The sequence below is a fragment of the Collimonas arenae genome (assembly GCF_000786695.1).
Classification (GTDB): domain Bacteria; phylum Pseudomonadota; class Gammaproteobacteria; order Burkholderiales; family Burkholderiaceae_D; genus Collimonas; species Collimonas arenae_A.
On sequence record NZ_CP009962.1, the window covers coordinates 2,694,505 to 2,709,798 of the forward strand.

14 protein-coding genes are annotated in these 15,294 nt (G+C 57.5%); 8 read left to right on the top strand and 6 right to left on the bottom strand.

Features of this window, described 5'->3' with window-relative positions:
- Positions 1 to 146 precede the first annotated feature (146 nt).
- Entirely contained in the window at positions 147 to 1,289 is a 1,143-nt protein-coding gene (locus LT85_RS11955) for an acyltransferase family protein (protein WP_052135522.1), read from the top strand.
- 30 nt (positions 1,290 to 1,319) lie between these two features.
- Here the strand turns inward: LT85_RS11955 and LT85_RS11960 are convergent, their stop codons facing one another.
- A complete protein-coding gene (locus LT85_RS11960) occupies positions 1,320 to 2,606 on the bottom strand; it encodes a TCR/Tet family MFS transporter (RefSeq protein WP_038489008.1) in 1,287 nt (428 codons plus the stop codon).
- Between the two features lie 151 nt (positions 2,607 to 2,757).
- Positions 2,758 to 3,306 (bottom strand): hypothetical protein, encoded by a 549-nt coding sequence (locus tag LT85_RS11965; protein WP_038489011.1) that lies wholly within the window; start codon positions 3,304 to 3,306, stop codon positions 2,758 to 2,760.
- A 348-nt stretch (positions 3,307 to 3,654) separates the two neighbouring features.
- Here LT85_RS11965 and LT85_RS11970 point away from each other — a divergent pair, with 348 nt between their 5' ends.
- From LT85_RS11970 to LT85_RS12000, 7 genes are all read left to right on the top strand, one after another.
- Complete coding sequence (locus LT85_RS11970; RefSeq protein WP_038489012.1) at positions 3,655 to 4,779, top strand: heavy metal-binding domain-containing protein; 1,125 nt, start codon at positions 3,655 to 3,657, stop codon at positions 4,777 to 4,779.
- Positions 4,780 to 5,086: 307 nt separating this feature from the next.
- Positions 5,087 to 7,045, top strand: a complete 1,959-nt coding sequence (locus LT85_RS11975; protein WP_038489014.1) for an SPFH domain-containing protein — start codon at positions 5,087 to 5,089, stop codon at positions 7,043 to 7,045.
- Between the two features lie 185 nt (positions 7,046 to 7,230).
- Positions 7,231 to 7,905 carry a TetR/AcrR family transcriptional regulator gene (locus LT85_RS11980; protein ID WP_038489016.1) on the top strand — a complete coding sequence of 225 codons (675 nt, stop codon included), beginning with the start codon at positions 7,231 to 7,233 and terminating at the stop codon, positions 7,903 to 7,905.
- A 13-nt stretch (positions 7,906 to 7,918) separates the two neighbouring features.
- Complete coding sequence (locus tag LT85_RS11985; protein WP_081992306.1) at positions 7,919 to 8,917, top strand: HlyD family secretion protein; 999 nt, start codon at positions 7,919 to 7,921, stop codon at positions 8,915 to 8,917.
- Positions 8,914 to 9,927 carry an ABC transporter ATP-binding protein gene (locus LT85_RS11990; RefSeq protein WP_038489021.1) on the top strand — a complete coding sequence of 338 codons (1,014 nt, stop codon included), beginning with the start codon at positions 8,914 to 8,916 and terminating at the stop codon, positions 9,925 to 9,927. Before LT85_RS11985 ends, LT85_RS11990 begins: the two co-directional genes overlap by 4 nt.
- Positions 9,924 to 11,066 (top strand): ABC transporter permease, encoded by a 1,143-nt coding sequence (locus LT85_RS11995; RefSeq protein WP_038489023.1) that lies wholly within the window; start codon positions 9,924 to 9,926, stop codon positions 11,064 to 11,066. The genes LT85_RS11990 and LT85_RS11995 overlap by 4 nt, the downstream gene beginning before the upstream one ends.
- A 10-nt stretch (positions 11,067 to 11,076) precedes the next feature.
- Positions 11,077 to 12,585: an efflux transporter outer membrane subunit gene (locus LT85_RS12000; RefSeq protein ID WP_156117502.1), complete on the top strand. Its 1,509-nt coding sequence runs from the start codon at positions 11,077 to 11,079 to the stop codon at positions 12,583 to 12,585.
- Positions 12,586 to 12,613: 28 nt separating this feature from the next.
- Here the strand turns inward: LT85_RS12000 and LT85_RS12005 are convergent, their stop codons facing one another.
- The 4 genes from LT85_RS12005 to LT85_RS12020 form a co-directional block, all read right to left on the bottom strand.
- The gene (locus tag LT85_RS12005) at positions 12,614 to 13,081 is read right to left on the bottom strand and encodes a DUF2269 family protein (RefSeq protein WP_038489025.1); all 468 of its coding nucleotides are present in this window, start codon (positions 13,079 to 13,081) and stop codon (positions 12,614 to 12,616) included.
- Positions 13,078 to 13,446, bottom strand: coding sequence for a DoxX-like family protein (locus LT85_RS12010; RefSeq protein ID WP_052135109.1), 369 nt, complete (start codon positions 13,444 to 13,446; stop codon positions 13,078 to 13,080). Before LT85_RS12010 ends, LT85_RS12005 begins: the two co-directional genes overlap by 4 nt.
- Positions 13,443 to 14,549, bottom strand: a complete 1,107-nt coding sequence (locus LT85_RS12015) for a saccharopine dehydrogenase family protein (RefSeq protein ID WP_038489027.1) — start codon at positions 14,547 to 14,549, stop codon at positions 13,443 to 13,445. Before LT85_RS12015 ends, LT85_RS12010 begins: the two co-directional genes overlap by 4 nt.
- A gap of 103 nt (positions 14,550 to 14,652) precedes the next feature.
- Positions 14,653 to 15,192 (bottom strand): hypothetical protein, encoded by a 540-nt coding sequence (locus LT85_RS12020; RefSeq protein ID WP_038489031.1) that lies wholly within the window; start codon positions 15,190 to 15,192, stop codon positions 14,653 to 14,655.
- Positions 15,193 to 15,294 lie beyond the last annotated feature (102 nt).

A 15,294-nucleotide genomic window follows, 5' to 3' on the forward strand; every position in this document is an offset into this window, starting at 1 on the left:
CTCTATAACGTTTTATTGCACTGCTTTCACGTAAGTTATAGCTGGTCTTCTTCAGCTCAAATTTCCAATTGTTACAAAACGATATTCCACTGGACAATCGCGTCTGGAAGTTTATCATTGGCATCTTTTTTAACATGGATGTGACAATGAGCGCTTCTTCGCAGCTGCCAAGCTCATCTTACGCACCAGACCGCAATACCAATTTTCAATTCGGGTTTATCGACCTGTTAAAGGTGGTTGCCGCCCAGTTAATCGTTTTGCATCACCTGGCGTTTTACGGCCCGATGGCCGACTACGTACGCCCTGTGGCGCCTGCCTTGATAGACTGGCTGGATAGTTACGCGCGCATTGCCGTACAGGTGTTCCTGGTGGTTGGCGGTTTCCTTGCCGCCAAGTCCTTGTCGCCGCAAGGAAATTCCGGCATTGCCGATCCCATGCGCGTGTTATGGCGCCGCTACATGAAGCTGGTGCCGCCGTTTTTGGTGGCGACCGGATTGGGAGTCGGGGCTTCGGCCTGGGCTGCCATGTGGATGACCCATTATTCGATTTCCGCCATGCCCTCGGCGCTGCAACTGGCTGCGCACGCGCTGTTGCTGCATACGGTGCTGGGCTACGAATCAATTTCGGCCGGCGCCTGGTATGTCGCTATAGATTTCCAGTTATATGCATTATTGACGATGCTGCTGTGGTTTACCGGCAGTGTCGCTGGCCGTCGTTCCGCGCCTTGGCTGGCGCCGGTGCTGGTGGTGATCGGCGTGACCGCATCGCTACTGTATTTCAACCGGAACTCGACCTGGGATGCATGGGCGCCTTACTTCTTCGGCAGTTATGGTCTCGGTATTATCGCCTGGTGGGCACGTGACGTGAGCCGCCGTCCCGCTGTGGTGGCGCTGTTGCTGGTGGCGATTCTGCTGCCGGCGCTGTGCGCGCTGGCGATCGATTTTCGTAGCCGTATCGCGGTGGCGCTGATTGTCGCTTGCGCCTTGGTGCTGGTGAATCGGCGCGGGGTGTTGATGTCGCGCCAGCGTTTGTCATGGATCCGTTCCTTCGGACGTATTTCCTATTCCATTTTTCTGGTACATTTCCCAGTGTGCCTGGTAATCAATGCCGCCTTCACGCGCTTTGTGCCGCCGCAGCCGCTGTACCAGGCTGGCGGGATGGTTCTGGCATGGGCAGCCAGCTTGGTGGCCGGCGCTTTCTTTTACCGCTGGGTGGAAATTCCGCTGAGCCGTCTTTCAGCGCGCGCATTTGGCCGGGAAATAACTTTGCCAGTAACTGCGACTGCGTGAGCAGGGTAGCCGGCATCGCCAGCGTGTTTATCAAACGTCTTCTGTTTCCGGTGTACTGGTAAGAATTGTCGTGTCCTCACTAGGCTGGCGTTGCCTCTGGAAGTGCAGGAACGCCAGCACCAGCGATGCTAACTGCAACGCCGCGCAAAAATAGAAGGGCGCGCCGATGCGCCAGTCTCCTTTTGGCAGGCTCGATACCGCACCCAGCAAGGGCGCGCCGATGACAGGCGCAACCACCGCCATCAAGCTGTTGAGCGAGCTGACCGCGCCTAGCGTCTGGCCCTGGTTATGCGAGTCCGCCGCACCGGAAATGATGCTCTGGATTGCAGCGTTGACCGTGGGGCCGAAGATGTTGGCGAAAATGATGGCGTACATCATCCAGCCATGACTGGCTACACCCCACAACAGATAGGCGGCAGTCGACGACAGCAGGCCGATGATCGCCAGCCGCTGCGGGCTGAGACGTTTGAGCATTTGACCCAGCAACACGCCTTGCACCAGCACCGACATGATGCCGACCGCAGCCAGCGACTGGCCGTTTTGCAAGGGACCCCAGTCAAATTTGAACGTGGTGTACAGCACCCAGGTGGTGAACAAGACGAATTGGGCAAGGCCGCTACAGGCAATCACTGCCACCAAGGGGCCAACCGTCTTCAGGCGCGATAATGCCTGCAGGGATGACAGCGGATTGGCGAATTTCCAGCTGAAGCTGCGTCGGCGGTCGACCGGCAGCGATTCCGGCAGCACAAAATAGCCGTAAGCCAGGTTGGTTAGCGCCAGGCTGCCGGCGACAATGAAAGGCAGGCGCAAATTGATCGCTCCCAGCAAACCGCCCATTACCGGACCGATGATGAAGCCGACGCCGAACATCGCGCCTATCATGCCGAAGCGCTTGGCGCGTTGCTCCGGCGGCGTGATGTCCGCCACGTAGGCATTGCACACCGCCGCATTGGCCTGCATGGCGCCGCCCACCAGGCGCACCACGATCAACATCCACAGTGCGGTCGAAAAAGCGGTGGCGAAAAAATTCAAGGCCAGCCCGCAAAACCCCAGCAGCAATATCGGCCGCCGGCCATATTTATCAGACAGTGCACCCAGGATCGGCGCGCCGAAGAAATTCGCCAGGCCGAACGCAAACGCCACAGCGCCATACCAGAATGCCGTATCCGCTTGCGAGCCGGCGAATTTGCCGACCAACGCCGGCAACACCGGTACGATCAGGCCGATCGAAATCATGTCGATCAATACCGTCAGCATGATGAAAGGCATGGCGGCGGTGCGGGCCTTGTGCTGCGTCTCGGTGCTGGAAGTGGTCACGCTTTGCTGCTCCGGTAGATAGGTTCAAGGTATTGCGGCAAACGGGAATATCATCGGAAATCCCATATTGCCACCCGTCATCATATCCAAAACCGTGCAAGCATGTGCCGGCGGCGTATTTACGCCGACGCGAATTCGCTAGCCTGTGGGATCAGGGTACTTTCGCCTCGGCGTCTACATGTTGCTGGGTCACCGGACCGACGCTGAAATGTTCTGCCGTGGCTGGCAGCTGTTGCCCGGTAAATGTCGACCAGTTGATCTTGTCATACTGCGCCCGTGTCATTACCAGCGCGTAGGCCGAAACCAGTGCGTTGTCCGCAGCGGTAATCGTCTGCAAAAAACCGCAACGTTCTATTTCGGGATGTCCTTTGAAAGTGTCCTGAATCAGTTGCGGTTGCAATTTCAAGCCCATTGCCGAAGCAATCGTCCATGCATGTGCGCGGACGTGGGCCGCGTCGACATTTTTCCGCACCATGCCGTGGCGCTGCAGATCGGCGGTTTTAGCGATCATGGTCTCGAGATCGATATTCGAGGCAACCAGGCAGTCCTGCGCCGTGGCTTTGGTGGTGATCGTATAGCCCTGTTCTGTGAACGGCGTACTCACAACGGCGGGGGCTGCTACAGGATTGGCGCCTGCAGCCGTTGCTGCGAAACTGAGCAGGGTAGTAGCGGCAATGACAGAGATAGGGGAATTGCGCATAGGAAATCGGCTCTGATTGGTTGACGGCTCCTGAGTATATTACGGCGCGCCGGCGAACGCTTACCCCGCAATGCCATTTGTCGTCTTCAGTCTTCATTGCGTAGGACCATTTTTATGGTGTTTTCTATTTATCTATCTGCCGCAAAAAAACAGAAATATCACCCCTGAATATCAGTGATTCACGCCACCATGCCTGAAGAAACATTCGAATCGCAACCCTTCGAAATCAGTAGCAGCCTTCCAGTTTAAGGTTCAGAATCAATTCGTCCCTGGTGCATTTCCCTGGATATCCAGAGTGAGCCCTTGGACATTTGATTAGACATTTATCGTCGATAAAAAGGAAGGCGTATGGCTAAAGTAACTGGTTTATCCGGAAATGAAATCTTCTGCCTGGCGTTAAAAAATTATTCTGCGGGCGAGATCGTAGTAGGCAATAGCGTCAATTCAATGGGCTTTCTCGGCGGGATTGGCGCCGGCCTGAAGAACATGCTGGGTGGCGAAATCACCCAGGTCACTGCGGCGATTCACGAGGGTCGCGCCAATGCTTTTGAACGTATGCGTAAAGAAGCCATGCAGGAAGGCGCTTCAGGTGTGGCGGGTGTTTCCAGCGAGTTGAGATCGTTCAGCGGCAGCACCGAGTTTCTGTTTGTGGGTTCTTGCGTGCATGCCAACGGCGTCTCAGGTCGCTTTTTCACCACCGCCGGCGATGCGCAGGAGTTGTACTGTCATATGGATGCCGGCTATGAGCCGATCCAGCATGCGTTCGGCAATATCGCGTATTCGATGGGCGTCGGCGGCGGCATCATGGGCTCGCTGAAGACGCTGGTGCGCGGTGAAATCGCCGAATACAGCAATATCTTCAATGCTACACGCCACAAGGCGCTCGAACGACTGGTCAGCCAGGCCAAGGCCGATGGCGCCAACGCAGTGGTAGGCATCCGCACGACCATCCTGCCGTGGATGGGTACGCACGAGATGCTGATGGCGGGCACGGCGTCGCGGCATAATGCGCTGCCTGCCAGCGCTGACGCCAATCCCGTCACCAGCGACCTTACCGGTGAAGAACTGTGGGCCATGACCAGCCTTGGCTATGCGCCGGTCAAATTACTGATGTCGACCTCCATCTATTCGCTCGGCGTGGTGGGCGGCTTCATGGCGGCATTCAAATCCTTCACCAAGGGTGAAATTAGTGATCTGACGACGCTGATCCATGACGCCCGCGAAATTGCAATCGACCGCTTGAAGAACGAAGCCGATGCGTTGGGTGCGGAAGAGGTGGTCGGGGTCAAGACTTACATTGCTGAAATAGGCAATGGCCTGGTGGAGTTCATGGCGATCGGTACAGCGGTCAAGAAAATGTCCGGCTTTTCAGTCAAGAACGCAGCGCTGCCGGCGCAGGCAATCATCCGCGACAAGGACACCTGGGTCGACGGCGATTTCGGTTTTTCGCTGGATCGTGGCGCGGCTTCCTGACGGGCCTGAACTAGAATAGTCATCAAAAAATCACACTTCTGCCATAGGTTTTCTGGCTAGAGGGTCGCTGGCACTAGCTCGGCGATAGGGAAATGTAGTAATCGACCAATAAGAGGCTGTTGCAAACACAGATGGTTAGGCGCTCCGACGGAGACAGTACGAGTAGTACGGCCAGGAGGGTGTAGCAGGGATTTCGGACGACACTGTCGTCTGCCTGCGGAACGGCCCGGGCTTGCAAGCCCGGACGCGCCCTGCAAGGGCAACAACGCCAGGTGTGTTTGCAACAGCCTCTAAAAGAAAGAACAATATGTTTAATTTATTTTCAACCCTGGGATGGTTTCCCTCGGTACTCATTATTGTGGTTGCGGTTGCGATATTGGCCGCAGTATTTTTTTCCGTGTCCGGCATCATCCGCTACATTCCGAACGACAGGATCGGCGTAGTTGAAAAGCTGTGGAGTTCCAGCGGATCGGTGAAAGCCGGCTTGCTGGCTCTGCACGGCGAGGCGGGTTTGCAGCCCGATCTGCGCCGCGGCGGTTTTCATTTCTTTGCGCCGTTCCAGTTCCGCGTGCATATTCATCCGATGGTGTCTGTCACGCAGGGCCGTATCGGCTATGTCTTTGCGCGCGACGGCGTCGATCTGCCAGCCGGACAGACACTGGCTGACAACGCCAAGGTAGAAGATTTCCGTGACGTCCGCTCGTTCCTTGAAGGCGGCGGCCAGAAAGGACCGCAACGGAAGATCCTGCGCGAAGGCACGCACATCATCAATCCTGCATTGTTTGTAGTGATGACCGAGGAAGCGACTTACTCCTTGTCGCTGGACGCCCAGGAGAAAGCCTACTACGCGCAAATGCGAGGCGTGCTTGATGAACGCAGCGGTTTTACCCCTGTGGTGCTGAAGGAGGTGGCTGGCACCCATGATTCGGATCAGTTGGCTATTGTGACCGTGCAGGACGGCCCCGGTTTGCCGAAGGACGAGTTGCTGGCGCCGGACGTAGGCGATACGCACAATTCCTTCCAGGAGCCGGAGAAATTCCTTGCCGCCGGCGGTCAGCGCGGGCGTCAGGAACGGGTGTTGGTTGAAGGTACTTATTACATCAACCGCCTGTTTGCCACGGTTGAACTGATCAGGAAGACCATTATTCCAGTCGGTTATGTCGGCGTGGTGGTTTCCTACACCGGTCGCAAGGGTTCCGATTTGTCGGGTAAGGAATATAGTCACGGCGAACTGGTCGAAAGCGGTTGCCGCGGCGTCTGGCGCGATCCTTTGATGCCGGGGAAATACGCCTTCAATACCTATGCCGGCAAGATCGAACTGGTGCCGACTACAAACTTTGTTCTGATGTGGAAGTCAGGCGAGAGCGGCTCCAGCTTCGACAGCAATCTGCGCGAAATCACCTTGATCACCAAAGATGCGTTTGAGCCGCAGCTGCCGCTGTCGGTGGTGGTGCATATCGATTACCGCAAGGCGCCAATGGTGGTGCAGCGTTTCGGCAATGTGGCGCAACTGGTGGAGCAAACGCTCGATCCGATGGTGTCGTCTTATTTCAAGAATGTGTCGCAGACCAAAACTTTCATTGAGCTGATCCAGTCGCGCAGCGAATTGCAAGGCAATGCCTCGGCCGACATGAAGGAGCGCTTCCAGGCCTATTCCCTGGAATTCCAGGAAGTATTGATCGGTACGCCGAAACCGCAGCCAGGCGACACCAAGATTGAAAACATCATGGCGCAGTTGCGTGACCGCCAGATTGCGCGTGAACAGGTGGAAACCTTCGCTCAAAAGCAGATTGCGGCCGATAAAGAGCGCGAACTCAACGAGGCTGAGCAGCGCGCCGCCAAACAGAAAGAGCTGACCGGCTCGCTGGTGGATATCTCGATCAAGGAAAACCAGGGCTCCGCCAACGTCAAAGCGGCGGAAAAGAAACGCCAGGAGATCGAAGCGCTGGCCCATGCGGAGAAGTTCAAGCAGGAAATGGAAGGCTCCGGCCGTGCATCAGCGATCAAATCGGTCGGTGAAGCCGAAGCCTCCGCAATCAAGGCAAAGTCTGAAGCCATGCAAGGCGAGGGCGCTGATAAACAGCTGATGCAAACCGTGATGCTGCGGCTGGCCGAAGCGTTTGAAACCTCCAAGGTGCCGCTGGTGCCGCAGATCCAGATGGGCGGTGACACCAACGCCTTCAATACTTTGTTGTCGCTGATGGGGTCGCTCAAGGCAGGGGAGTTGGCGCAGTCGTTGAAGCAGGATGAAACGCCGAAGATCTAAACTACTTGATTGTGTTTGAGGATGGCCGTGCCAATTTTTGTACGGCCATTTTTATTTTCTATAAATATTTAATTAAATTATATGGTTATGGCGATTTGTTAAAGTAATTTATATTTTGTAATTTTGATCTTTGCAATGTGTAAGCGTCCTTGTAATTAATTAATGCATTGATTAATATTTGATGCATGACCAAACCAGTACCTACGCGTGGCCGACCTTTCGCATCCGATCAGGATAAGCGCGAAAAGCTGCTTGATACCGCGACCTTGTTGTTTTCTTCGCAAGGCATCTCCGCGACGACTGTGGCGGCGGTGGCTCGCCAGGCGGGCGTTACGCCCGCCATGGTCCACTATTACTTCAAGAACCGCGACCAGTTGATCGAAGCCGTGGTGGATGAGCGGGTAAGCCTGTTCATCCACAGCATCTGGGATCCGATCACCGGCGATCAGCCGCCGCAGGAGATGATTCTGGGCATCGTCGACAGGATGATTAGTACGACGGAGAAAATGCCTTGGATGCCAGCATTATGGGTGCGCGAAGTCTTGAGTGACGGCGGCCAACTGCGCGAACGTATGGTGCGACGGGTGCCGTTCGGGAAAGTGGCCTTGTTCGCAGAAAGCATCGCGCGCAGCCAGAAGGCCGGCGACATCAATCCGGCGCTGGAGCCGAGCCTGATTTTTGTTTCGGTTATCGGCCTGACCATGCTGCCGCTGGCGATGGCGCGCACGCTGAAGGACAAGCCTTTGCTGCCAATCATGCACAAGGTGGCGCTGATGGACAAAGGCGTTCTTGCCAGGCATATCAAATCGCTGCTGTTACATGGCCTGGCTGCGCCTGACACCGCCGACACTAACGAATAAACCGAGGACTTTCATGCGATCCAGCCTGGCCGACCTTCTCAAGCAGTTAAAGCCGTTTTCCCGATCCGCAGCCATGGTTGCCGCAGCTTGCGGTTATCTCTCGATAGCCGGTTGCACCCCAGCCAACGATAACGATTGGCAAGGCTATGTCGAAGGCGAGTACGTGTATGTGGCGTCGTCGCAGGCTGGCCGGCTGGATCACCTCTCGGTAGAACGCGGCCAGCAAGCAGCAGTCGGAGCGCCGCTATTCATGCTGGAGGCGGGCGATGAGATCGCTGCCCGCAACCAGGCCCAGCGCCAGTTGCAAGCTGCGCAAGCGCAGCTGGCCGACATCCAGAGCGGCAAACGGCAGCAGGAGCAAGAGGTGACCCGCGCGCAACTGATCCAGGCCCAGGCCAACGCAGGCAAAGCCGCGCTGCAGTTGCACCGTGACGAAATCCAGTTCCAGGCTGGTGGCATCGCGCGGCAGCAGCTTGACGATTCCCGCGCGGCGGCGGAAACCTCCAGCGCCCAGGTCAAGCAATGGCAAAGCCAGTTGGCGGTGGATCGCCTGCCCAGCCGGGATGCACAGGTGCGGGCACAACAAGCACAGGTTGCGGCAGCGCAGGCGGTGCTTGAGCAGGCTGACTGGAAGTTGGGGCAGAAGACTGTCAAGGCAACCCGCGCCGGGCTGGTGTTCGACACCATGTACCGTGAAGGCGAATGGGTGGCCGCAGGCAACCCGGTGCTGCGCATGCTGCCGCCGGAGAATCTCAAGATACGCTTCTTCGTTCCCGAAACCACGCTCGGACGGCTCAGGGTAAACCAGGCGGTGACGCTTGCTTGCGATGGTTGCCAGGCGAACGTGGCCGCGCATATTTCTTACATTTCCACCGAATCCGAATATAACCCGCCGATCATCTACAGCAACCAGTCGCGCTCCAAGCTGGTATTCATGATCGAAGCGCGACCAGCCGCCGCCGATGCGCTTAAATTGCACCCCGGACAACCGGTTGAAGTGAGATTGCCATGACTGCCGTTGACAGCAATCCCACCGGCAATCCCACCGGCGGCGCTGAAAAGACGAAAGGCGATCTGGTGGTGGATGTCGATCGCATCAACAAGCACTTCGGCGACAAGCACGTCGTCAAGGATTTGTCGCTGCAGGTGAGGCGCGGCGAGATATTCGGTTTCCTGGGACCAAACGGCAGCGGCAAGACCACCTCGATCCGCATGATGTGCGGCTTGCTGACGCCGGACTCCGGCCACGGCACCTGCATGGGTTTCGACATCATCAAGCAAAGTGGGGAGATCAAGCGCAGGGTCGGCTACATGACGCAGAAATTTTCGTATTGGGATGATCTCAGCATCCGCGAAAACCTGGATTTCGTGGCGCGCATCTATGGCATGCAAAACCGTAAGGAAGTAGTCGACCAGAGCCTGGAAAAACTCGGCCTCACCAGCCGCGCGAAGCAATTGGCCGGTTCGCTGTCCGGCGGCTGGAAGCAGCGCCTGGCGCTGGCCGCCAGCATGTTGCACAGGCCGGAGCTGTTGCTGCTGGACGAGCCGACCGCCGGCGTCGACCCCGCCGCCCGGCGCGATTTCTGGGAAGAGCTGCATAGGTTGGCGGCGGAAGGCATCAGCGTCCTGGTCAGCACGCATTACATGGATGAAGCCGAACGCTGCCACAAACTCGCTTATCTCGCCTACGGCAAGCTGCTGGTGCAGGGCACTGCGGCGGAAGTGGTCGAAGGACAAGCGCTGACAACCTGGAGCATCTACAACGGCCGCAACGGTGATATCCATGACAATAAACTGGTCGGGCTGTCCCGGCAATTGCATGACCAGCCCGGCGTCGACCAGTTAGTCGTATTTGGCACCTCCCTGCACGTGTGCGGTACGAATGCAGCCTTGCTCGAGCAAACCCTGCGCCGCATCACCGAAGGCCAGGGGCTGCGTATGGAGCGCATCGACACTAGCCTGGAGGACGTCTTCATCTACATGATGAACAAGTCCGCCGATAACTTTGGAGACCAGGCATGAGCAGCGCCTCCGGCTTTTCATTCTCCCGATGGTGGAGCATCGTGCTCAAGGAGTTCCTGCAACTGATGCGCGACCGCGTCACCGTGCGCATGATCACTGTGATTCCCGTCATGCAGATGGTGTTGTTCGGCTTCGCCATCAACAGCGATCCCAAGCACATGCCGACTGCCGTCATCGCTGCCGATCACAGCGAATTCACGCGCACGTTCATCGCGGCCATGAAAGCGTCCGACTATTTCGACATTGTCGCCGAGCTGCCGAATGACGCGGCGGCGCGCACTGCGCTGGCGCAAGGCAAGGTGTTGTTTGTCCTGAATATTCCCGCTACCTTTACCCACGATTTGCTGCGCGGCGCCAGGCCTGCGCTGCTGGTCGAGGCCGACGCCACTGATCCCACCGCCACCGGCATGGCACTGGCAGCGTTGCCGCAACTGGTGCAATCGGTGGCTGACAAGGATTTGAAAGGCCCACTGGCGAAATTCGGCGGCGGCGCGCCAGCCTTCGACGTGCAGGTACAGCGCCTCTATAACCCGGAAGGCGTGACCCAGTACAACGTCGTGCCCGGCCTGATGGGAGTGATCCTGTCGATGACCATGGTGATGATGACCGGTCTGTCGATGACCCGCGAACGTGAGCGTGGCACCATGGAAAACCTGCTGGCGACGCCGGTCTCGCCGATCGAAGTCATGACCGGCAAGATCATGCCGTATATCGCAATCGGCCTGATCCAGGCCAGTATCATCCTGCTCGGAGCGCGCTTCATGTTTAACGTGCCATTCGCTGGCAGTGTGCTGGCGATCTACCTGGCGGCGCTGTTGTTTATCGCCGCCAGCCTGACGGTCGGCATCACCTTGTCATCGATTGCGCAGAACCAGTTGCAGGCGATGCAGCTGACCATGTTCTATTTTCTGCCGAATATCCTGCTGTCAGGCTTCATGTTCCCGTTCCAGGGAATGCCGAAGTGGGCGCAATTTATCGGTAACATGCTGCCGCTGACCTATTTCAATCGCCTCATACGCGGCATCCTGCTCAAGGGGAACGGCTGGGTCGATCTCTGGCCGAATGTCTGGCCGCTGATGCTGTTCACGGTGATTGTGATGGGCATCGCGCTCCGTTTTTATCGCCGTACGCTGGATTGAGGGAATTGCCATGAAACCAGGAGCTATGGCCGCCCGCATGCGACGTGCCGCAACCCCAGCGTTGTACTTGGGCATCAGCGGCTTGATAGGCGGCTGCGCGGTGGGGCCGGATTTCCAGGCGCCGACGGCGCCTTCCGTAGCGCAATACACCGCAGGTGCGCAGCCGCAAGGCACCGCTTCCAGTACAGGATCGGGCGGCGTAGCCCAGCATTTCGATGCGGGCATGGATATTCCGGCGCAATGGTGGTCCTTATTTCATTCAGCCCAACTGGATGCGCTGGTACGGACCGCGCTGGCCAATAGTCCGCTGATTGCACAGGCAAAAGCCACGCTGCGCCAGGCCAGCGAAACCCTGGGCGGCGAAACCGGCGACACCCGTTATCCGAAAGTAGACCTGCAGCTGGGCGGTGTGCGTCAGCAGATCGATACCTCTGCGCTCGGCATACCGAACGTACCGCAGGCTGGTCCGTTCAATTTGTATAACGCGTCACTCAACGTGTCTTACACCATTGACGCCTTCGGCGCCAATAGCCGCATGCTGGAAGGCTTGCAAGCGCAAGTGCAGAACCAGGCCGAGGAATTGCAGGCGGCGCGCCTGACGCTGGCGGGCAACGTCGTGACTGCGGCGATCAGGCAAGCTGCATTGCAAGCCCAGATCAATAGTACGGAGCAAATGCTGCAATTGCAGCGCCGGCAATTGACTATCATGGCGCAACGTCTGGACGCTGGCGGCATCGCTGAACTGGACTTGAAGAACCAGCGGACATTGGTGGCGCAGAGCGAAGCAGCGCTGCCGTCGTTACAGCAGCAGATGGCGCAGGTGACGCATCAGCTTGCCGTTTATCTGGGCAAAGCGCCGGGCGAGGCAGCCATCCGGCCGCTGGATTTGAATCAATTGACATTGCCCGAGCGCCTACCGCTGAGCCTGCCTTCTGCATTGGCGCGCCAGCGCCCCGACATCAGGGCGGCGGAGGCGACGCTGCACCAGGCCAGCGCACAGGTAGGCGTCGCTACCGCAGGACTTTATCCGCAACTCACCTTGTCCGGCAGCGCTGGCGCGGAACAGACGCATATTTCCGATATCGCCAATAGTCTCAATGTCTGGAGTCTCGGCCTGAAACTGATGCAGCCTTTATTCCACGGCGGCGAGCTGCGCGCCAAAAAGCGCTCGGCCGTGGCCGCCTACGATGCCGCAGCGGCGGGCTACCAGCAAACCGTATTGCTGGCTCTGCAGCAGGTCGCGGACAGTTTGCGCGCACTGGAGAATGATGCGCTGACCCTGCAGTCAAGAACGCAAGCGGCAGAGAACTCCCGAAGCAGCCTGGCGATTACGCAGAAGCAGTATCAGGCCGGCGGGGTCAGCCATTTGGCTTTGCTGGATGCACAGCGTCAAAGCATGCAAAACGATCTGGACCGCACTGTGACGCAGGCTGCGCGCTATAGCGATACGGCGGCGCTGTTGCAGGCGCTGGGAGGCGGATGGTGGAATGCTGCGGAGACGGAGGCGTCGCCGCGCTGATAGTTTGACAATTGCCGCTCACAGCGCATCAGGCGGGTTTAAAGATCATCAGCCAGTAAATCGCCAGCATGGCGATAAAGGCTGGATAACCGAGCCATTCCCAATAACGCGCGAACTGCCAGTATTGTTGTGGAAGGGGTGTATTGCTCTTTACCGATGCGGCAGCCATTCGCGCCATTTGTATTTGCAGCCAGACCACTGGCAACCAGCACATGCCAGCCACTGCATACAGTGCAAAAGTCCATAGCAGCCAGTCTTGCGTGAGCGGTGCGCCGGCCAGGGTCAACATGGCGTAACCGGTCAGCGGCTGGATAAAAATGGCGGGCGTGGTAAACCACAGGTCGGCACGCACTACCAGCCGCACCACTGAGGCAATCGCCACCGGGTTACGGGTACGGTTGATGAAATAGAGATAGAAGGCGCTGCCAAATCCTGTGCCGACCAGCAGGACGCTGGACAGGATATGCAGCCATTTCAGCAGAAGATAGGCATTCATGGCGCTTGCTTTTCATATTTATAGAGTAGCCAGAGCATCAGCAATATCGGCAGGTTTTTAAGAATTGGACCGAAAGGATGCAGCAGGTATTGCGGAAGCCAGACTGAAATGATGAGCGTGTACGCAAGGATCAGGCAGGCTTGTATTGCCCAAAGCAGTCTTCCATGCCGGAATAGCGTCAGCAGGCCGAGCAGGATATCCAGTCCAGCAGCCAGATAGAGCGCAGCAAGCGCCATGGAGCCAGCCAGTCCGACAGGTGTCAGAAGCGCCAGGCTATCTTGCCGGTTGCAGATGCTGAGCACACCCGTCACCAGCCAGACAATCGCCAGCACCAGGCGCATCAAGCGCAAGTCGGACGCTTTCACGTTTCCTCGACAATGTCGGTCAACATGCACCATTTTGCAAATTCGGGCGCAAAATCGGACAAATTCAGCTGCCCGACACTGGTATAGGCGCCAGCCCCCGGCAGGGTATTTTGCGCCAGGCGCCGCGCCAGGAGTATCGCTGCCATGCATGGAATTTCCGGGCCGTGATCATCGTCGGCCGCAATATGCCAGGCGCGGCGAACCGGCCTGCCGTTGGCATCCGTACCCGCAACGCGAACCACCATGCCGCCCAGCGCCGATCCCAGAAAATCCAGGCCATTTGCGGTGCGATTCAACAAGCCCGCAAATCGTTCAGGACGATTGATGAAGCCCGTCTTGCGCAGCCAAGCCATAGCTGCCAGTGCACGCTGGCTTAAGCCGATTTCCAGCGCGGCGCGGAACATGGTGGAACGCAGGCCGGTGTAATGCAAGGGAAATAATTCAAGGTCGGGAATATCGCACAAGGCGCCGATACGAGGGCGCAGGCGCGCAAAATGTATCCGAGTCAGATCTGCCCAGCCATGGCGAGTAACCCATTTTCCGTCTTGCCAGACCTGGATCGGCGCGCCGCAATAATCCAATACTGCCGCCATCGTCGCTATGCCGCGTGGCGCGGTCTGCGCCGGAGCGATACAGATATCTATCGAATCCAGGCTTCTCCAGCGTTCAGACAGTTGAGTCACTACGGCGGATGACAAGGCCGGCACTGTGCTGGCGCCAGTAATAGCGATACGGCCGTTCTTGCGGAATGCGGCATCCAAGGCTTGCGGGAAATCGCAGACAAATCTCCTCCCGTCTGCCAGGTCGATATAGTGCGCGCCGGCCGCGGCAACTGCGAGGGGAACGGTATAGCTTTGCTGTTGAAACGGTCCGGCTGTATGAATGACGAGTTGAGCGCCGATATTGCGCAGAACTTCCGTCAGATCTGGCTGGGACAGGTCAAGGCGCATGGCGCTGGCGCGGCCACCGAGTTCGGCTGCCAGTTGCGTCGCCCGTTTTGCATCACGCCCCGCAATCACCAGTTCGATGTCGGGAGAGTCCGCCAGTGCACGGCAAATGCGCGCACCGAAATTGCCATAGCCACCCAACACGACTGTCTTCAATCGGATTTCCTCACGCTGTATTTAATGGGCTTGATTATAGAGCCAGCTCGAACGAATTTGTCGCTGTTGTCTGTAGAAAGCCGATTCTGATGGGGGGGATGATTTAGATGTTTTCCCTGCCCAGATATGCCAGAACGGCGCTCAGGTCTGCGAGATCGGGCGCGCCATCTAGCGCTGTCTGCGCAGAGCACCACGGATAGGGAAGGGATGACGCCCAAACCATGACACTGTCTAGGTCCTGCGGCGGCAGCGACTGCATTGCTTCAATTGTGATGGTGAGGCGTTCAACCAGATGGGATTCTTGCGAAAAGAACCAGTGATAGCGGCCGCAACCGACTCTCACTGCGCGGCTTTCTTTTTCCGACATCACCACCAGCCAATCGCAAATGAACTCCGGTTCCTGGTTTTTCGGCGGCACCGACAGGCAAAAAGTATAGATATTCTCGTAGGCCTGGCCGAAGCGGCGCACCAGGAGATCGGCGATGGTGTCGCGTCCTTGCGACTCTGGCGGAAAGGCGATGCTGCCGGTGTTGACCACCATGGACAGCGTCGCATCCTCGGTAAATGCGCGCGATATCAAATGCGGACGATTGCCGTCCTTGGCCTGTATGTATGCCAGGATGGAGTTGGATGGTGTGCGCATGCGGAATATCCCATGTATTGGAAGAATGTGGATCCGATTCTGAATGATATCAGCTGGTAAAAATTTCATCCGCCATACGAAGGCAATCTAGCCTGCCAGCAG